Below are 18,691 nucleotides of genomic sequence, written 5' to 3'. Positions count from 1 at the left end.
AGGACGGCACCTTTGGCGGCATGAACGCCTCCTCGGCCACACCGCGCCTGTGCCCGCCGAGACGGCCGGTAGGTTCCGCACGGAGGAGCGCCCCGCCGCGCGGGATGCTCGCGAAACCGCTGAACGGCCCCCCGTCCGTGCGCTGTGCCCCCGTGGCGCCGGGTGGGGCCTCCCCGTGGTGGTGCTCACAGCCGGGCCGGGCTGGAAGCTCGCGAGCCGGATGGCACCCTTGATCCCATGACCGACGCCTCGCCCGCACCGCGCCGTGCCCGTGTCCGTGCCCCCGAGCTGATCGGCAAGGGTGGCTGGCTGAACACCGGCGGGAAGCAGCTGTCCCTCGCCGACCTGCGCGGATCCATCGTCATCCTGGACTTCTGGACGTTCTGCTGCATCAACTGCCTGCACGTCCTGGACGAGCTGCGCGAGCTGGAGGAGCGGCACCGCGACACGGTGGTGATCGTCGGGGTGCACTCGCCGAAGTTCGTGCACGAGGCGGAGCACGCCGCGGTGGTCGACGCGGTCGAGCGGTACGGGGTGCACCACCCGGTGCTGGACGACCCCGAGCTGGCCACCTGGAAGCAGTTCGCGGTACGGGCCTGGCCGACGCTGGTGGTGATCGACCCCGAGGGGTACGTGGTCGCCCAGCACGCCGGTGAGGGGCATGCACACGCCATCGAGAAGCTGGTCGAGGAACTGGAGGCGGAGCACGCCGCCAAGGGCACACTGCGCCGCGGTGACGGCCCGTACGTCCCTCCGGAGCCGGAGCCGACCGTGCTGCGCTTCCCCGGCAAGGCGCTCTCGCTGCCGAACGGCAACCTCCTGGTCTCCGACTCGACCCGGCACGCACTGGTCGAGCTGGCGGCCGACGGCGAGACCGTGGTGCGGCGGATCGGGTCCGGTGAGCGCGGGTTCGCCGACGGCCCGGCCGAGCAGGCCCGGTTCAGCGAACCGCAGGGCCTCGCGCTGCTGCCGGGCGGTACCGCGGTCGTGGTCGCCGACACCGTCAACCACGCGCTGCGCGAGGTCGATCTGACCAGCGGCGCGGTGCGCACCCTGGCCGGTACCGGCCGGCAGTGGTGGCAGGGGTCGCCGACCAGCGGCCCGGCGCGCGAGGTCGACCTGTCCTCGCCGTGGGACGTGGCGTGGTTCGACGGCCGGGTGTGGATCGCGATGGCGGGCGTGCACCAGCTGTGGGCGTACGACCCGGCCACCGGGACCGTGTCCGTCGCCGCCGGTACCACCAACGAGGGGCTGGTCGACGGCCCGGCCGACGAGGCGTGGTTCGCGCAGCCGTCCGGGCTGGCGGCGACGCAGGACCGGCTCTGGGTCGCCGACTCCGAGACCTCTGCGCTGCGGTACGTGGCCAAGGGCGACGGGGACGGCTACACGGTCGGGACCGCGGTCGGCACCGGCCTGTTCGACTTCGGCCACCGCGACGGCGCCGCCGAACAGGCCCTGCTCCAGCACCCGTTGGGCGTCACCGCGCTGCCGGACGGTTCGGTGGCGGTCAGCGACACGTACAACCACGCGCTGCGCCGCTATGACCCGGTGAGCGACGAGGTCAGCACGCTCGCGACGGACCTGCGCGAGCCGTCGGACGCGGTCGTGGTGGACGGCGACGTGGTCGTGGTCGAGTCGGCCCGGCACCGGTTGACCCGGCTGCGGCTGCCCGAGGAGGCGGTACGGGTGGCCGCCGCCGCGCACCGTACCCAGCGGCCCGCGACCGAAGTGGCGCCCGGGCGGCTCCGGTTGGACGTCGTCTTCACCGCGCCCACCGGCCAGAAGCTCGACGAGCGGTACGGTCCCGCCACCCGGCTGCTGGTCGGCTCCACCCCGTCGGAGTTGATCGCCTCCGGTGCGGGTCAGGGCACCGACCTGTACCGCGACCTCACCCTCGACCCGGGCGTCGGCGAGGGCGTGCTGCACGTCTCCGCCATGGCCGCCTCCTGCGACGACGATCCCGGCAACGAGTACCCAGCCTGCCATGTCCATCAACAGGACTGGGGGGTTCCGGTCAGGCTCACGCAGGACGGCGCGACCAGGCTGCCGCTGGTACTGGCCGGGATGGACGAGAACGATGCGTGATCATCGGATTCCGCTGCGTGCAAGGTAATTCGGTCGAGCTACTCCCGTGAGCGAGACCGAGGAGCTGCGGCGTCGGCTGGCCGCGCTGGAGGCGGAGTTCGCTTCGCGACCGTCCGCACCGCCGTGAGGCGGTCGCCGACTGTCTCGGCGACCGCCCGGGCGGTAAAGGGCTAGCCCTCCAGGAACGCCTTCAGGGTGGAGGCGAGCAGGTAGGGGTCCCGGGCGCCGCACAGTTCGCGGGCCGAGTGCATGGACAGGATCGCCACGCCGATGTCGACCGTGGTGATGCCGTGCCGGGCCGCGGTGATCGGGCCGATGGTGGTGCCGCACGGCATCGCGTTGTTGGAGACGAAGGACTGCCACGGCACGCCCGCGCGCTCGCAGGCGGCGACGAAGATGCCGCGGCCGGTGCCGTCGGTGGCGTACCGCTGGTTGACGTTGACCTTCAGGATCGGGCCGCCGTTGGGCAGCGGCAGGTGGCCGGGGTCGTGCCGCTCCGGGTAGTTGGGGTGCACGGCGTGGCCGGTGTCGGAGGACAGGCAGACGGTTCCGGCGAAGGCGCGTGCCCGGTCCTCGTAGGAGCCGCCGCGGGCGAAGACCGAGCGCTCCAACACCGTGCCGAGCAGCGGGCCCTGGGCGCCGGTGTCGGCCTGGCTGCCGTTCTCCTCGTGGTCGAAGGCGGCCAACACCGGGATGTACGGCAGCGTTTCGCCCGCCACGGCGGTCAGCGCCGCGGTGGCCGCGTGCACTGACAGCAGGTTGTCCATCCGCGGCGCGGCCAGCAGTTCGCGGTCCCGCCCGAGGTAGCTGGGCGGCTGTACGTCGTGCGTCATCAGGTCCCAGCCGACGACGTCGGAGGCGTCGACTCCGGCCTCCTGGGCCAGGAATCCGATCAGTGCGCCCTCGTCCGCGCCGCCCAGACCCCAGATCGGCTGCATGTGCCGCTGCCGGTCCAGCGTCATGCCCTCGTTGACCTGCCGGTCCAGGTGGATGGCCAGTTGCGGCACCCGCAGCAGCGGACGGTCCACGTTCACCAGCCGGGTCGTGCCGTCCCGCAGGGCCAGGCGGCCCGCGAGCCCGAGGTCGCGGTCGAGCCAGGAGTTGAGCAGGGGGCCGCCGTAGATCTCCACGGCGACCTGCCGCCAGCCGTACGCCCCGCTGTCCGGGCGCGGCTTGACCCGCAGGTTGGGCGAGTCGGTGTGCGCGCCGACGATCCGGAACGGGGTCTGCGGCCCCGCTCCCTCCGGCACGTACCAGGCGACGATGGCGCCGCCGCGCAGCACGTACTTGCCCCCGGACGAGCCGTCCCACGCCTCCGTCTCCTCGACCCGCCGGAACCCGGCCTTCTCCAGCCGCTCGGCCGCGCTGGCCACCGCGTGGTACGGGGACGGGCTCGCGGCGATGAACGCGATCAGGTCGTCGGTGTGGGCGCGGTCAAAATGAGGGGTCATGCGCACCAGCATAGAAGCGGGCGGCGGCCCGCCACCGTGCTGGTGGCGGGCCGCCGGATCACTTGACCGAGCAGCTCAGAAGGCCTCTTCCGGCAGCTCCATCAGCTCGTTGGTGACCGACTCGGCGAGCTGGCGCTGCATGCCCACGCCCGGCAGCACGTTCTCCGCGAAGAACTTCGCCGCGGCGACCTTGCCGAGGTAGAAGGCCTTGTCCTTCTCGTTGGCGGTGGCCAGCTTCTCGACGGCGACGGCCGCGCCCTTGAGCAGCAGGTAGCCGACGATGACGTCGCCGGAGGCCATCAGCAGGCGGGTGGTGTTCAGGCCGACCTTGTAGATCGACTTGACGTCCTGCTCGGTGCCCGCGAGGTCGGTCAGCATCTGGCCGACGATCGCCTCCAGGTCCACCGCGGCCTTGGCCAGCGCCGCACGGGCGGCGGACAGCTCGGCACCGCCGGTCTCGGCGCCGAGGAACCGCTTGATCTCCTCGGACACGGTGGTGAGCGCCTGGCCCTGGTCGCGGACGATCTTCCGGAAGAAGAAGTCCTGGCCCTGGATGGCGGTGGTGCCCTCGTAGAGGGTGTCGATCTTGGAGTCCCGGATGTACTGCTCGATCGGGTACTCCTGGAGGTAGCCGGAGCCGCCCAGGGTCTGCAGCGACTGCGCCAGCTGCTCGTAGGACTTCTCCGAGCCGTAGCCCTTGACGATCGGCAGCAGCAGGTCGTTCAGCCGGTGCGAGGCGGAGGCGTCCTCGCCCGCGGCCTCCTTGACCAGGATCTCGTCCTGCACGCTGGCGGTGTAGAGCACCAGGGCGCGCATGCCCTCGGCGTACGCCTTCTGCGTCATCAGCGAGCGGCGCACGTCGGGGTGGTGGGTGATGGTGACGCGCGGCGCGGTCTTGTCCATGAACTGCGCCAGGTCGGCGCCCTGGACGCGCTCCTTGGCGTACTCAAGGGCGTTGAGGTAGCCGGTGGACAGGGTGGCGATGGCCTTCGTGCCGACCATCATCCGCGCGAACTCGATGATCTTGAACATCTGGCGGATGCCGTCGTGCTTCTCGCCGAGCAGCCAGCCCTTGGCCGGGTGGTTGGCGCCGAACGTCATCTCGCAGGTGTTGGAGGCCTTCAGGCCCATCTTGTGCTCGACGTTGGTGGCGTAGACGCCGTTGCGCTCGCCGAGTTCGCCGGTCTCCCAGTCGAAGTCGTACTTCGGCACGATGAACAGCGACAGGCCCTTGGTGCCCGGACCGTGGCCCTCGGGGCGGGCCAGCACGAAGTGGATGATGTTCTCGGCCATGTCGTGCTCACCGGAGGTGATGAAGCGCTTCACACCCTCGATGTGCCAGGAGCCGTCCTCCTGCTGCACGGCCTTGGTGCGCCCGGCGCCCACGTCCGAACCGGCGTCCGGCTCGGTGAGCACCATGGTGGAGCCCCACAGCTTGTCGGTCATCCGCTGCGCGATCTTGTGCTGCTCCTCGGTGCCCTCCTCGTAGAGCACACCGGCGAAGGCCGGACCGGACGCGTACATCCACACGGCCGGGTTGGAGCCCAGGATGGTCTCGGCGAAGCCCCACAGCAGCGAGCGCGGCGCGGTGGTGCCGCCGATGGCCTCCGGGATACCCAGGCGCCACCACTCGGCGTCCATGTAGGCGGAGAAGCTCTTCTTGAAGCTGTCCGGGACCGGCGCGGTGTTGGTCTCCGGGTCGAAGACCGGCGGGTTGCGGTCGGCGGCCGCGAAGGACTCGGCGAGCTCGTTCTCCGACAGACGGGCGATCTCGGCAAGGATGTCCTTGGCGGTGTCCACGTCCATGTCGGCGAACGGACCGGTGCCGTAGACCGTGTCCCGGCCGAGCACCTCGAACAGGTTGAACTCGATGTCGCGCAGGTTCGACTTGTAGTGGCCCATGACGAAAGGCTCCGTCTGTTCGTGAGGACACGCCTGAGGACATGCCTCGCACATCTACTGATTAGTAGTTCACGATGATGCTACCCGTCGGTAATAAGAAGCAAGCCCCTACCGCCGAAGTGTGACTCGCTACTCTTGGGCGCGTGTACGGCTACGACCAGACCGCTGCCCAGGGTGCCGCCGCTCCGCCCGCCGGAGGCTACGGCCCCCAGCCGCCGCTCTACCCCGAGCCGTCGCCGCCCTCGCTGGCCGACGCGGTGCGCGCCTTCACCACCGGTTCGATGTCGGCGGAGGACTTCCAGAGCATCTTCGCGACCGCCCGGGTCTACTGCCCGCGCGGCGACAACCCGGGTTTCCTCGCGCTGCACAACACCCAGCAGCCGGTCATCCCGATGTTCAGCTCGCTCAAGGAGCTGCGCCGCTACGCGGGCAAGGACTCCAAGTACTTCGTGATCACCGGCGCCGAGGTGCTGGACCTGCTGCCGACCGGCTACGGGTTCGTCCTCGACATGGAGGGTGACCACCGGATGGTCTTCGACGCGAAGGCCGTGGAGCAGATGGTCGACTTCGCCATGCGGCGGATGTACGGCTGACGCCTCCCGCGGGGTCCGCGCACGGTCGCGGCGGGTTCGGCACCGCCGCGGCGCCGTCGCTCGCTGTCGCGGCGCGTGAACGTCTCACGGAATCCGGGTGGGAACAGGTCCGCCTTGCGGGTTGTTCACTGTTCAACTAACTTGGACGGTGAGACCGAGGAGGTCCCATGCCCGCCGTGACCGTTGAAAACCCGCTGACCCTGCCGCGCGTAGCGGCGCCCGACGGGGCCGTGAACCGTCCGGTGCTCGCGGTGTCCACCGCCCCCGGCGGGTTCGAGGGCGAGGGCTTCCCCGTCCGCCGCGCCTTCGCGGGCATCGACTACCGGCACCTCGACCCGTTCATCATGATGGACCAGATGGGCGAGGTGGAGTACGCGCCCGGCGAGGCCAAGGGCACCCCGTGGCATCCGCACCGCGGCTTCGAGACCGTCACGTACCTGATCGACGGCACCTTCGTGCACCAGGACTCCAACGGTGGTGGCGGTGTCATCAACGGCGGCGACACCCAGTGGATGACCGCGGGCAGCGGACTGCTGCACATCGAGGCGCCGCCGGAGGAACTCGTCGTCAGCGGTGGGCTGTTCCACGGCCTCCAGTTGTGGGTCAACCTGCCGCGCGAGCACAAGATGATGCCGCCCAGGTACCAGGACATCGACGGCGGCCGGGTCGCGCTGCTGACCTCCGCGGACGGCGGTGCGCTGCTGCGGCTGATCGCGGGTGAGATCGCGGGCCACCGCGGTCCCGGTGTCACCCACACCCCGATCACCATGCTGCACGTCTCGCTGAACCCGGGCGCCCAACTCACGCTGCCCTGGCGGCCGGACTTCAACGCGCTGGCCTACGGGCTGGCCGGCCGGGGCCTGGCGGGAGCGGAGGAACGGCCGTTCCGCACCGGGCAGACGGTGGTGTTCGGCCACGGGGAGACGCTCACCCTGCGGGCGGACGCCAGCCAGGAGTCGCGCAGTCCGAACCTTGAGGTGGTGCTGCTGGGCGGCCTGCCGATCCGGGAGCCGATGTTCCACTACGGCCCGTTCGTGATGAACAGTCATGCCGAACTGGCCCAGGCCTTCGAGGACTTCCAGGCCGGACGCCTGGGCACGGTCCCGGCCACCCGGCGGACTCAGCCGGAGACGGACGCGTCCGCCTCGTAGAGTTCGAACCAGATCGACTTGCCATGCCCGCGGGGTGAAACCCCCCAGGCGTCGGCGAGTTGGTCCATCAACAGCAACCCCCGCCCGGACGACGCCATTTCACCCTGCGCCCGCCGGTGCGGCATGTCATCGCTGGGGTCGGCCACCTCGACGCGCAGCCTGCGCGAGCCGGGCCGCCCCAGCACCTCCGCGGACAGCACCGCGTCGCCCTCGGTGTGCACCAGCACGTTGGCAGGCCCGTACGGTGGCGGCGTGCACGGTGCGGGCGCCTGGCGGCAGGCCGAGCAGTGCGACGGCCGCGTCGTCCAGGGTGACGGTTCCCGAACCGTTGTCCCAACGCCACAGACCGGTGCCGACAGCGGCCAGCACATCCTCGGCCCGGCGCGGCTGCGTGTACATCGTCCTTACTTTAGTGATATGTCCGCCTACGGTACGCTCCCCGACTCCAGGCGTGCGCCCCGCCCACTCTGAGGGCCGCTCGCCAGGACCCCGGGGGACGCCATGTATATGCCAAGGGTTGACGCGGGGCGTCACGGTACGCTTGGGGGGCCTGCTGTGTTATTTCCGGGGTGTCCCGGATCCCAGACTTGGATGGACGATGCATCGGTACCGGTCCCACACTTGCGGCGAGCTGCGCGCCGCTGACGTCGACAAAGAGGTGCGCCTGTCCGGTTGGCTGCACAACCGGCGCGACCTGGGCGGCATCCTCTTCGTCGATCTGCGGGACCACTACGGCCTGGTGCAGCTGGTAGCCCGCCCGGGCACCCCCGCGTACGAGGCGCTGGACCGGCAGACGAAGGAGTCCGTGCTCCGGGTCGACGGCCGCGTGCTCGCCCGTGGCGCGGAGAACGTCAACCCCGAGTTGCCGACCGGTGAGATCGAGGTCGAGGTCACCGAGGTCGAGGTGCTGGGCGCCGCCGACCCGCTGCCGTTCCCGGTCTTCCCGGAGGACAACGCCAACGAGGAGGCCCGGCTCACCAACCGCTTCCTCGACCTGCGCCGTCAGCGCATGCACCGCAACATCATGCTGCGCTCCCAGGTCATCGCCTTCCTCCGCAGGGAGATGACCAACCTCGGCTTCACCGAGATGGCGACCCCGATCCTGTCCGCGACCTCCCCCGAGGGCGCCCGCGACTTCCTGGTCCCGTCCCGGGTCCACGCCGGCAAGTTCTACGCGCTGCCGCAGGCCCCGCAGCAGTTCAAGCAGCTGCTGATGATCGCGGGCTTCGACCGCTACTTCCAGATCGCGCCGTGCTTCCGCGACGAGGACAGCCGCGCCGACCGCTCGCCGGGCGAGTTCTACCAGCTCGACGTCGAGATGAGCTTCGTGGAGCAGGAGGACGTCTTCTCCGTCATCGAGACGGTGATGACCGACCTGTTCGAGAAGTTCGGCGGTGGCCGCCACGTCACCTCTCCGTTCCCCCGCATCCCGTTCCGCGAGGCGATGCTCAAGTACGGCTCCGACAAGCCGGACCTGCGCGCCGAGCTGGAACTGGTCGATGTCTCCGGCGTGTTCGCCGACTCCGGTTTCAAGGCCTTCGCGGGCAAGCACGTCCGTGCGCTGGCGGTGCCGGACACCGCGGGCCAGCCCCGCAAGTTCTTCGACCAGATGGGCGAGTTCGCGGTCGAGCAGGGCGCCAAGGGCCTGGCGTGGATCCGGATCGGCGAGAACAACGAACTCACCGGCCCGATCGCCAAGTTCCTCACCGAGGACGACACCAAGGCGCTGATCGAGGCCGTCGACGGCAGGCCCGGCACCGCCGTGTTCTTCGGCGCGGGCGAGTTCGACGAGGTCTCCAAGATCATGGGCGCGGTCCGTGTCGAGGCCGCCAAGCGGGCCGGCCACTTCACCGAGGACGTCTTCCGCTTCTGCTGGATCGTGGACTTCCCGATGTTCGAGCGGAACGAGGACACCGGCCAGGTCGAGTTCAGCCACAACCCGTTCTCGATGCCGCAGGGCGGCCTTGAGGCGCTGCAGACCAAGGACCCGCTGGACATCCTGGCCTGGCAGTACGACATCGTCTGCAACGGCGTCGAGCTTTCCTCGGGCGCGATCCGGAACCACGAACCGGACGTCATGTACAAGGCGTTCGAGATCGCGGGCTACTCGCGGGAGAGCGTGGAGAAGGAGTTCGGCGGCATGCTGCGCGCCTTCCACTACGGCGCTCCGCCGCACGGTGGCATCGCCCCGGGTGTGGACCGCATGGTGATGCTGCTCGCCGACGAGCCCAACATCCGCGAGACCATCGCCTTCCCGCTCAACCAGACCGCTCAGGACCTGCTGATGGGCGCCCCGAGCGAGGTCGACGAGGCGCGGCTGCGTGAGTTGCATCTCAGCATCCGCAAGCCCGCGGCCAAGCCGGGTGGAGAAAAGTAGGACATAGCACGACAAAGGCCCCGGAATCTCTCTATGGTTCCGGGGCCTTCGCGTATGCGGGCGCGCAGCCATGGCCACGGCATCTGGAACTGTCTACTAAGGTTCGCCTAAGCTAAGCCGCCGCCGGTTCGCGAGAGGAAGCGACGACATGTGGGACGACGCGTTTCCCAGCTTTCTGATCGGTCTCAGAGAAGGACTTGAGGCCGGTCTGATCGTCTCCATCCTCGTCGCCACCCTCGTGCGCGCCGACCAGAAGTCCCGGCTGCCGCAGGTGTGGACGGGTGTACTGGGCGCGGTCGCGCTCTCCATGAGCTTCGGCGCGGTGCTCACCTTCACCGCCGCCAACCTCTCCGCCACCGCGCAGGAGTCCTTCGGCGGCGCGCTGAGCGTCATCGCCGTCGCCTTCGTCACCGCGATGGTGTTCTGGATGCGCCGCTCCGCGCGCAACCTGTCCGGCGAGATCCGCGAGAAGGTCACCAACGCGCTCTCCATGGGCGCGGGCATGCTGATCGTCACCTCGTTCCTCGCGGTGGGCCGCGAGGGACTTGAGACGGCGCTGTTCCTGTGGACCACCGCTCGGGCCGCGGGCGAGTCCACCGGCCCGATGATCGGCGCCGGGATCGGTCTGGTGCTGGCGGCCGGACTCTGCTGGGGCCTGTACCGCAGGGTGTTGAAGATCAACCTCACCAGGTTCTTCACCCGCACCGGCATCGTCCTGATCGTCATCGCCGCCGGCGTGTTCGGCTACGGACTGCGCGACCTGCAGGAGGGCGGTGTACTGCCCGGCGCCACCTCGTTCGCCGTCCACCTGAGCCAGAGCGTGGACGCCAGCTCGTGGTGGGGCACCCTGCTCCAGGGCGTCTTCAACCTCACCCCGCAGATGACCTGGCTGCAGACGATCGCGTACGCCGGCTACCTCGTCGTGGTGATGACGCTGTTCGTACGCGGCCTCAAGGCGGCCCGTCCGGCCACCAAGCCGGAGAAGGCCGAGCCGCAGCAGCGGCCCGCACCGGACAAGCAGGCCGAGGCCGAACCGCGCCCCGCGCAGAAGCAGCCCCGCAAGCGCCCCGCGTGGGTCGTCCCCGCCGCCGTGGTCGCGGTCCCCGTGGTGGTCGCCGGAGGCGTCATCGCGGTGTCCGGTTCCAAGACCGACCAGTCGCAGACCATCGCCGTCTCGGAGGCCGACTGCGGCAAGGGGTTCAAGGCGCCCAAGCCGGGCCGCCAGAGCTTCCAGATGCACAACACCGGCAACAAGACCTCCGAGGTCTACCTGATCGACCCGTCGACCAACGCGGTCTACGGGGAGATCGAGGGCCTCGCCCCCGGCACCACCCGCGACCTGGTCGCCACCGTCGGAAGCGGCTCGTACGCCTGGCGCTGCGTGCCCACCGGCGGCAAGGTCACCACCTCCGCGGCGATCCAGGTCAGCGGCGGCGGCAACGTCACCGCGGTGGCCCCGGTCTCGGAACAGGACCTGCAACCCGCCCTCGCGTCCTACAAGACCTATGTCAACAAGGGCCTGGCCACCCTGGTCACCCAGACCCAGACCCTCCAGGACGACGTGAAGAACAACGACCTGGACGCCGCCAGGCGCGACTGGCTCACCGCCCATCTGACGTACTCCTCGCTGGGCGCCGCCTACGGCACCTTCCAGGACTTCGACAAGAAGATCAACGGGCGGGCCGACGGTCTGCCGCAGGGCGTCAACGACCCCGGTTTCACGGGCTTCCACAAGGTCGAGTACCAGCTGTGGCACGGCGCCTCCGCCTCTGACGTGCAGGGCAACGCCGACCAACTCGTCAAGGACGTCCAGGGGTTGCAGAAGGCCTTCCCCACCCAGGACTTCGACGTCTCCGACCTGCCGCTGCGCACCCACGAGATCCTGGAGAACACCCTCCAGTTCGAGCTGACCAGCGACACCGACGAGGGCAGCGGTACGAACCTGGCGACCGCCAACGCCAACCTCGCCGGTACGGGGGAACTCCTCGACGTGCTGCGGCCGTTGATCACCAAGCGCTCGCCGCGGCTGATCGGCACCGTGGACGCCGACATCGCACGGGTCCGCAAGCTCCTCGACGCACAGCACGACGGCGACAACTGGACGCCGGTCGAGAAGCTCGACGCGACCACCCGCGCCACCCTCAACGGCGCCACCGGCCAGCTCCTTGAGGACCTGTCCCCGATCCCCGACCTCCTCGAGATCCGGAAGTCTGCCTGATGTCCTGTCCTGTGAATCACGAAGCCATGTCCGCCGCCGCCCAGGGCGGCTGCCCGGCGGGGCACGGGCGCCGTTCGTTCATGAAGACGGCACTGGGCGCGGGCGCGGCCGGTGCCGTGCTCGCCGGTGGCGGCGTCGCGCTGAGCGCGGGCCGGGCCTCGGCCGAGACCGACGGCACCACGGAGCAGGGCGCGCCGATCACCAGCCGGGCGGGCGCGGTCGACTTCCACGGCCAGTACCAGGCGGGCATCCTCACCCCGCAGCCGACGGCCGCGACGTTCGTCTCGTTCAACGTGATCGCGCAGAACCGCAAGGAACTCGCCGACCTGTTCAGGACGATCACCGAGCGGGCGCGCTTCCTGACCGCCGGTGGCACTCCGGTCGACCTCGGCGTCGGCGCGCCGCCGTCCGACAACGGCATCCTGGGGCCGGTCGTTCCGGCCGACGCGCTCACCGTCACGCTCGGCGTCGGCTCCTCGTTGTTCGACGACCGCTTCGGGCTCGCCAAGGCCAAGCCGCGCAAGCTGACCCCGATGCGCACCTTCCCCAACGACAACCTCAACCCGGCCGAGTGCCACGGCGACCTGTCGCTGCAGATCTGCGCGGGCAGCCAGGACAGCGTGCTGCACGCGCTGCGCGACATCGCCAAGCACACCCGTGGCGCGATGCAGATCAAGTGGAAGATCGACGGCTTCCAGAGCGCACCGCGTCCGACCGGCGCCCAGCGCAACCTGCTCGGTTTCAAGGACGGCATCGCCAACCCGGACGTGAAGTCCCCGCGCGAGATGGACCACCTGGTCTGGGTGACCGGCTCAAGTGGTGAGCCCTCGTGGGCGGTTGGCGGCAGCTACCAGGTGATCCGCATCATCCGCATGCTCGTCGAGTTCTGGGACCGGGTCTCGCTCACCGAGCAGGAGAAGATGTTCGGCCGCCGCAAGGACACCGGAGCGCCGCTCGACGGCGCCAACGAGACCGACGTCCCGGACTACGCCAAGGACCCGCAGGGCAACGCGATCCCGCTGGACGCGCACATCCGGCTGGCCAACCCGCGCACCGCCAAGTCCGACGACTCGCGCATCCTGCGCCGGGGCTTCAACTACGACCGCGGCGTGGACAACGTCGGCAACCTCGACATGGGCCTGGTCTTCTGCTGCTACCAGCAGGACGTGGTGCGGCAGTTCGAGGCCACCCAGACCCGGCTCATCGACGAGCCGCTGGTCGACTACATCTCCCCGACCGGCGGCGGCTACTTCTTCTGCCTGCCGGGCGTGCGGGACAAGAACGACTGGCTGGGCCGCGGCCTGCTCTCCGCCTAGGCGGCGAGCCCTTACCAGTGGGGTTGCGGTTCGTTCGGCACCGCCGGGCTCTGCCCTCGTGGTGGCTCGCCGTCGCGGCGGAAAAGACTTGGGGCAGGCGCCCCAGCGAAACGCGTTACGCGGCTTCCGAGCCTCCGAAGCGCTCGCGGTAGGACTCCAGGTCCTCCTCCGTGATCTTGGCGAAGAGGACCGGGGGAACGGTGAACGGCGTACCGGCCGGGACCGCGTCCAGCGAACGGGCCTGGTCCGCGGTCACCCACCGCGCGTCGTCGTCCGACAGGTCGAACGACGAGCGCATGGCCCGCGCGGAGGCCGGGATGAACGGCTCGGAGACCACCGAGTACAGGTGGATCAGGTTCATGGCGGTTCGCAGGGTGAGCGCCGCGCCGTCCTGGTCGGTCTTGATCTCCAGCCAGGGAGCCTTCTCCTCCAGGTAGGAGTTGCCCGCACTCCACAGCGCGCGCAGCGCCTGCGCGGCCTTGCGGAACTGCAGGGCTTCCATGTGCTCCTCGTACTCGGCCAGCAGCTCCGCGATCTGCTCGCCCAGCTTGGCCTCCGCCTCGCCCGCTTCGCGGCCCGCCGGGACGGTGTCGCCGAACCGCTTGCGGGAGAAGGACAGCACGCGGTTAACGAAGTTGCCGAGGGTGTCGGCCAGGTCCTTGTTGACCGAGGAGGCGAACAACTCCCAGGTGAAGCTGGTGTCGTCGGACTCCGGCGCGTTCGCCATCAGGAAGTAGCGCCAGTAGTCGGCCGGCAGCAGCTCAAGCGCCGCGTCGGTGAACACACCGCGCCGCTGGCTGGTGGAGAACTTGCCGCCGTAGTAGTTCAGCCAGTTGAAGGCCTTGACGTAGTCGACCTTCTTCCACGGCTCACGGGTGCCGAGCTGGGTGGCCGGGAACATCACCGTGTGGAACGGGACGTTGTCCTTCGCCATGAACTCGGTGTACCGGACGGTGTGGTCGGCCTCGTACCACCAGGACTTCCAGTCCCGGTCCCCCTGCTCCGTGCCTCGCGCGGCGTCCGCCCACTCCTTGGTGGCGCCGATGTACTCGATCGGGGCGTCGAACCAGACGTAGAAGACCTTGCCCTCGGCCGCCAACTCCGGCCAGGCATCGGCCGGTACGGGCACGCCCCACTCCAGGTCGCGGGTGATCGCACGGTCCTGGAGGCCCTCGGTCAGCCACTTGTGGGCGATGGAGGAGGCCAGCGTCGGCCACTCCTTGCTGCCGTTGGAGTCCAGCCAGCCCTCGACCTCGGGCTGCAGCTTGGACTGGAGCAGGAACAGGTGCTTGGTCTCCCGGACCTCCAGACGGCTGCTGCCGCTGATCGCCGAACGGGCGTCGATCAGGTCGGTCGGGTCCAGCACCCGGGTGCAGTTCTCGCACTGGTCGCCGCGCGCCTTGTCGTAGCCGCAGTGCGGGCAGGTGCCGACGATGTAGCGGTCGGGCAGGAAGCGCTCGTCGTCCAGCGAGTACACCTGGCGGATCGCGCGCTCCTCGATGAAGCCGTTCTCCTTCAGCCGGCGCGCGAAGTGCTGGGTGATGTCGCGGTTCTCCGCGGAGGAGCTGCGGCCGAAGTAGTCGAAGGACAGCTCGAAGCCGTCGTAGACCGCCTTCTGCGCTTCGTGCTGCTGCGCGCAGAAGGTGTCCACCGGCAGTCCGGCCTCCTTGGCGGCGAGTTCGGCGGGGGTGCCGTGCTCGTCGGTGGCACAGATGTAGAGCACCTCATGGCCGCGCTGCCGCAGGTACCGCGCGTACACGTCGGCGGGGAGCATGGACCCGACCATGTTGCCCAGGTGCTTGATGCCATTGATGTACGGCAGGGCGCTGGTGATCAGGTGTCGGGCCATTGCTCGGGCTCCCAGGATTCGTCTGCGGCTGTAGACATCGTATATGCGGGCTCCGGGCGCCTGTCCCCGGAAAATCCCCCGTCACTCCCGCCTCAGCGGTCGCCGAGAAGCCGCTCAACGACCAGGGCGATCCCGTCCTCTTCGTTGCTCGCGGTCACCTCGTCGGCGACCGCCTTCAGCTCCTGGTGCGCGTTCGCCATCGCGACGCCGTACGCGGCCCAGCCGAACATCGGCACATCGTTGGGCATGTCACCGAAGGCGATGGTGTCCGACGCGGTGAGCGAGAGCCGACGGGCGGCCAGCGACAGGCCGGTGGCCTTGCTCAGGCCCAGCGGCAGCAGCTCGACGATGCCCTCGCCCGCCATGACCACGCCGACCAGGTGGCCCGCGGCGCCCCGGGCGATCTCGGCGAGCGCGTCGTCGCCGAGCCGCGGGTGCTGGATGAACACCTTGCCGATGGGCGCGGCCCACAGCTCGGCGCGCTCCCTCAGCCGCGTGATCGGCAGTTCGGTCGCCAGCCGGTAGCCGTCGCCCATCAGGAACTCGCCGTCCAGGCCGTCCCGGACGGTGGCGACGGCCAGCTCGCCGGTCTCCGCCTCGATCTTCGCCAGCGCCGTCGCCGCCGCCCGCCGGTCGAGCGTCACCGACGTCAGCAGCCGGTGCTCCCCGGCGTGGTAGACCTGCGCACCCTGCCCGCAGACCGCGAGGCCCTGGTAGCCGAGGGCGTCCAGTATGTGCTTCGTACGGGACACGGGTCGCCCGGTCACCACGATGTGCGCGGCGCCCGCCGCGGCGGCCGCGGCGAGCGCGTCACGGGTGCGCCGGGAGACGGTGCCGTCGCCGCGCAGCAGGGTGCCGTCGAGGTCGGTGGCGATGAGGCGGTATGGCGGCGTCACTTGGCGACGGGCTCCAGCACCTCACGGCCACCGAGGTACGGCCGCAGCACCTCGGGTACCACGACCGAGCCGTCGGCCTGCTGGTGGTTCTCCAGCAGCGCCACGATGGTGCGGGGCACCGCGCACAGCGTGCCGTTGAGCGTGGCAAGCGGCCGGGTGACCTGCTTGCCGTCCCGGTCCTCGCGCATCCGTACGGAGAGCCGGCGGGCCTGGAACTCGGTGCAGTTCGAGGCCGAGGTCAGCTCGCGGTACTTGCCCTGGGTCGGGATCCACGCCTCGCAGTCGAACTTGCGGGACGCCGAGGCGCCGAGGTCGCCGGTGGCCACGTCGATCACCTGGAACGGTAGGCCGAGCGAGCTGAGCCACTGTTTCTCCCAGGCCAGCAGCCGGGCGTGCTCCGCTTCGGCCTCCTCCGGGGCGACGAAGCAGAACATCTCCACCTTGTCGAACTGGTGGACCCGGAAGATGCCCCGGGTGTCCTTGCCGTATGTTCCCGCCTCGCGCCGGAAGCAGGGCGAGAAGCCCGCGTAGCGCAGCGGCAGCCGCGCGGCGTCGAGGATCTCGTCCATGTGGTAGGCGGCGAGCGGTACTTCGGAGGTGCCGACCAGGTAGTAGTCGTCCTTCTCCAGGTGGTACACGTTCTCCGCCGCCTGGCCCAGGAAGCCGGTGCCCTCCATGGCCTGCGGGCGGACCAGGGCCGGGGTGAGCATCGGGGTGAAACCGGCCTCGGTGGCCTGCGCGATGGCCGCGTTGACCAGGGCCAGCTCCAGCAGGGCGCCGACGCCGGTGAGGTAGTAGAAGCGCGAGCCGGAGACCTTCGCGGCGCGCTCCACGTCGATGGCGCCGAGCGCCTGGCCCAGCTCCAGGTGGTCCTTGGGCTCGAAGCCCTCGGCCGCGAAGTCGCGCGGGGTGCCGACGGTCTCAAGGACCGCGAAGTCCTCCTCGCCGCCGACCGGGACGTCGGGGTGGACGATGTTGCCGAGCTGGAGCAGCAGGCGCTGGGCCTCCTCGGCGGCCTCGTCCTGCTCGGCGTCGGCGGCCTTGACGGCGGCGGACAGTTCGGCGGCCTGCTTGAGCAGTTCGGCCTTCTCGTCGCCGGTGGCCTTGGGGATGCGCTTGCCGAGCGTCTTCTGCTCGGCGCGCAGCTGGTCGAAGCGGGAGCCGGACGACCTGCGCCGCTCGTCGGCGGAGAGCAGTGCGTCGACGAGGCCGACGTCCTCTCCACGGGCGCGCTGGGAGGCGCGCACACGGTCGGGGTCCTCACGGAGCAGGCGAAGGTCAATCACGGCTACAGGCTACCGGGACGCCGGCCGTGGCCGCGACAAGTTAAGTGCGTTATGTGGCGATTTGCCCGCTTTAAGGAAAGGGTGGGGAAAGTCGATAAGGGTGGGAAACTTATCCGTCAACCGAATTCACCGCATCCCTCCCAGGGGGGCATCTCCCCTGCGGAGCAGGGAAGTTGGGGCCCTGGTTATCCACAGGCAGGTGGGGATGCTTTTCGTTATCCACAGGGTGTGCGCGGCGTCTGTGGAGAACGGTCTTGATCGTTTTGTGGTACGAGCTGGCGGCAATGATTCCGGGTTTAAACCGGCCCCATACTCACTTTCGAGTGAGAACCACTCCGCTCGGCTCCCTCTATAGGGTTGCCTGCCGGAATTAAGCTGACGGATGATGCGTGCCTGCCTCTTACGCCCGGTTGTTCTTGTTGAACCGATTTGTCGACTAAGCCGCATTGCCCCCAACGCCGATCTGTCGACTTATCCCCAGCCCGGGCGGCACCTGTGGATAACTCCGTGGATAACGCGTCCGCCGCAGCTCTCCGCCCGCCGCGGCGGCGAGCAGCCACCACGGCGGAGGCGGGCGATACCGAACCGGCTCGCAGCGGTCGCGCCGCCGACCGAACGGCAGGCGGGCGCTACGCCCGGCCGTCCAGGGCTCGGGTCAGCCAGTCGGCCGCCGCCGCGAACTCCTCGTCCGTGGTGCCCGGCCGCACCTGCGGCGGCGTCTCGTCGGCCCGCGGGTACGAGCCGAGGAAGCGGATCTGCGGGCAGATCCGCTTCAACCCCATCAGCGCCTCGCCGACCCGCCGGTCGGTGATGTGCCCCTCCGCGTCCACCGAGAAGCAGTAGCGCCCGATGCCGCCACCGGTCGGCCGGGACTCGATGCGCAGCAGGTTCACCCCGCGCACCGCGAATTCCTGGAGCAGTTCGAGCAGCGCCCCGGGGTGGTCGTCGCCCAGCCAGAACACCGCCGACGTCTTGTCCGCGCCGGTCCGCGCCGCCGCCCGCCCGGGGGCCCCGACCAGGACGAACCGGGTCTGCGCGTTGGGTGCGTCGTGGATCTCGGTGACCAGCGGTTCGAGCCCGTACGTCCGCGCCGCGAACGCGCCCGCGAACGCGCCGTCGAACCGGCCCTCCTGGACCTGCCGCGCCCCGTCCGCGTTGGACGCCGCCGACTCCCACACCGCCTCCGGCAGGTTCGCCTTCAGCCAGTTGCGGACCTGCGGCTGGGCCACCGGATGCCCGGTGACCGTCTTGACGTCGGCCAGCGTGGTGCCCGGCCGTACCAGCAGTGCGAAGGCGATCGGCAGCAGTACCTCGCGGTAGATCATCAGCGGTGTGCCGGTGGCCAGTTCGTCCAGCGTCGCGGTGACCCCGCCCTCGACCGAGTTCTCGATCGGCACCAGCGCGCCGCCCGCCTCCCCGTTGCGCACCGCGTCCAGCGCGGCGGGCACCGAGACCATCGGCACCAGCTCACGGGTCGCCGCCTCCGGCAGCGTACGGAGCGCGGCCTCGGTGAAGGTGCCTTCGGGCCCGAGATACGTGTACCTGGCGGAGGACGAGGACATCATGG

General features: G+C 69.9%; 12 protein-coding genes and 1 pseudogene. 6 read left to right on the top strand and 7 right to left on the bottom strand.

The window, feature by feature from the left end:
• Positions 1-237 precede the first annotated feature (237 nt).
• Positions 238-2,085, top strand: coding sequence for an NHL domain-containing thioredoxin family protein (locus tag P3G67_RS16865; protein WP_276094218.1), 1,848 nt, complete (start codon positions 238-240; stop codon positions 2,083-2,085).
• Positions 2,086-2,255: 170 nt separating this feature from the next.
• Here the strand turns inward: P3G67_RS16865 and P3G67_RS16860 are convergent, their stop codons facing one another.
• Both P3G67_RS16860 and P3G67_RS16855 read right to left on the bottom strand, forming a co-directional pair.
• Positions 2,256-3,536, bottom strand: coding sequence for a M18 family aminopeptidase (locus P3G67_RS16860; protein ID WP_276094217.1), 1,281 nt, complete (start codon positions 3,534-3,536; stop codon positions 2,256-2,258).
• 75 nt (positions 3,537-3,611) lie between these two features.
• On the bottom strand, positions 3,612-5,438 hold the full coding sequence (locus P3G67_RS16855; RefSeq protein WP_276094216.1) for an acyl-CoA dehydrogenase: 1,827 nt from the start codon (positions 5,436-5,438) through the stop codon (positions 3,612-3,614).
• 143 nt (positions 5,439-5,581) lie between these two features.
• Between P3G67_RS16855 and P3G67_RS16850 the strand changes: the two genes are divergently transcribed.
• Both P3G67_RS16850 and P3G67_RS16845 read left to right on the top strand, forming a co-directional pair.
• A complete protein-coding gene (locus P3G67_RS16850) occupies positions 5,582-6,031 on the top strand; it encodes an SseB family protein (protein ID WP_269855322.1) in 450 nt (149 codons plus the stop codon).
• A gap of 167 nt (positions 6,032-6,198) precedes the next feature.
• A complete protein-coding gene (locus tag P3G67_RS16845) occupies positions 6,199-7,182 on the top strand; it encodes a pirin family protein (RefSeq protein WP_276094215.1) in 984 nt (327 codons plus the stop codon).
• Here the strand turns inward: P3G67_RS16845 and P3G67_RS16840 are convergent.
• Positions 7,152-7,412, bottom strand: a pseudogene (locus P3G67_RS16840) (ATP-binding protein); the annotation flags it as partial. The gene P3G67_RS16845 and the pseudogene P3G67_RS16840 sit on opposite strands and share 31 nt — an antisense overlap.
• Positions 7,413-7,780: 368 nt before the next feature.
• Between P3G67_RS16840 and aspS the strand changes: the two are divergent.
• From aspS to efeB, 3 genes are all read left to right on the top strand, one after another.
• On the top strand, positions 7,781-9,559 hold the full coding sequence (gene aspS / locus P3G67_RS16835) for an aspartate--tRNA ligase (RefSeq protein ID WP_276094214.1): 1,779 nt from the start codon (positions 7,781-7,783) through the stop codon (positions 9,557-9,559).
• Positions 9,560-9,707: 148 nt separating this feature from the next.
• Positions 9,708-11,777, top strand: coding sequence for an iron uptake transporter permease EfeU (efeU, locus tag P3G67_RS16830; RefSeq protein ID WP_276094213.1), 2,070 nt, complete (start codon positions 9,708-9,710; stop codon positions 11,775-11,777).
• A 26-nt stretch (positions 11,778-11,803) separates the two neighbouring features.
• Complete coding sequence (gene efeB, locus P3G67_RS16825; protein ID WP_276094212.1) at positions 11,804-13,093, top strand: iron uptake transporter deferrochelatase/peroxidase subunit; 1,290 nt, start codon at positions 11,804-11,806, stop codon at positions 13,091-13,093.
• Positions 13,094-13,208: 115 nt separating this feature from the next.
• On the opposite strand, the gene metG is transcribed toward efeB, so the two are convergent.
• The 4 genes from metG to pheA all read right to left on the bottom strand — a co-directional run bounded on the left by metG (position 13,209) and on the right by pheA (position 18,686).
• The gene (gene metG, locus P3G67_RS16820) at positions 13,209-14,942 is read right to left on the bottom strand and encodes a methionine--tRNA ligase (RefSeq protein ID WP_276094211.1); all 1,734 of its coding nucleotides are present in this window, start codon (positions 14,940-14,942) and stop codon (positions 13,209-13,211) included.
• 92 nt (positions 14,943-15,034) lie between these two features.
• Positions 15,035-15,838 (bottom strand): HAD family hydrolase, encoded by an 804-nt coding sequence (locus P3G67_RS16815; protein ID WP_269855316.1) that lies wholly within the window; start codon positions 15,836-15,838, stop codon positions 15,035-15,037.
• On the bottom strand, positions 15,835-17,124 hold the full coding sequence (serS, locus tag P3G67_RS16810) for a serine--tRNA ligase (protein WP_276094210.1): 1,290 nt from the start codon (positions 17,122-17,124) through the stop codon (positions 15,835-15,837). The genes P3G67_RS16815 and serS overlap by 4 nt, the downstream gene beginning before the upstream one ends.
• A gap of 629 nt (positions 17,125-17,753) precedes the next feature.
• On the bottom strand, positions 17,754-18,686 hold the full coding sequence (gene pheA, locus P3G67_RS16805) for a prephenate dehydratase (RefSeq protein ID WP_276094283.1): 933 nt from the start codon (positions 18,684-18,686) through the stop codon (positions 17,754-17,756).
• Positions 18,687-18,691 lie beyond the last annotated feature (5 nt).

This window comes from Streptomyces silvisoli, from assembly GCF_029269905.1.
Taxonomy (GTDB): Bacteria; Actinomycetota; Actinomycetes; order Streptomycetales; family Streptomycetaceae; genus Streptantibioticus_A; species Streptantibioticus_A silvisoli_A.
The sequence above is the reverse complement of the archived record's forward strand: the minus strand, read 5'-3'. Positions and strand labels throughout refer to the sequence as shown.

Coding starts and splice junctions, on each gene's coding strand:
- P3G67_RS16865 (WP_276094218.1), top strand. CDS start 238: ATGACCGACGCCTCGCCCGCACCGCGCCGTGCCCGTGTCCGTGCCCCC.
- P3G67_RS16860 (WP_276094217.1), bottom strand. CDS start 3,536: ATGACCCCTCATTTTGACCGCGCCCACACCGACGACCTGATCGCGTTC.
- P3G67_RS16855 (WP_276094216.1), bottom strand. CDS start 5,438: ATGGGCCACTACAAGTCGAACCTGCGCGACATCGAGTTCAACCTGTTC.
- P3G67_RS16845 (WP_276094215.1), top strand. CDS start 6,199: ATGCCCGCCGTGACCGTTGAAAACCCGCTGACCCTGCCGCGCGTAGCG.
- aspS (WP_276094214.1), top strand. CDS start 7,781: ATGCATCGGTACCGGTCCCACACTTGCGGCGAGCTGCGCGCCGCTGAC.
- efeU (WP_276094213.1), top strand. CDS start 9,708: ATGTGGGACGACGCGTTTCCCAGCTTTCTGATCGGTCTCAGAGAAGGA.
- efeB (WP_276094212.1), top strand. CDS start 11,804: ATGTCCGCCGCCGCCCAGGGCGGCTGCCCGGCGGGGCACGGGCGCCGT.
- metG (WP_276094211.1), bottom strand. CDS start 14,942: ATGGCCCGACACCTGATCACCAGCGCCCTGCCGTACATCAATGGCATC.
- pheA (WP_276094283.1), bottom strand. CDS start 18,686: ATGTCCTCGTCCTCCGCCAGGTACACGTATCTCGGGCCCGAAGGCACC.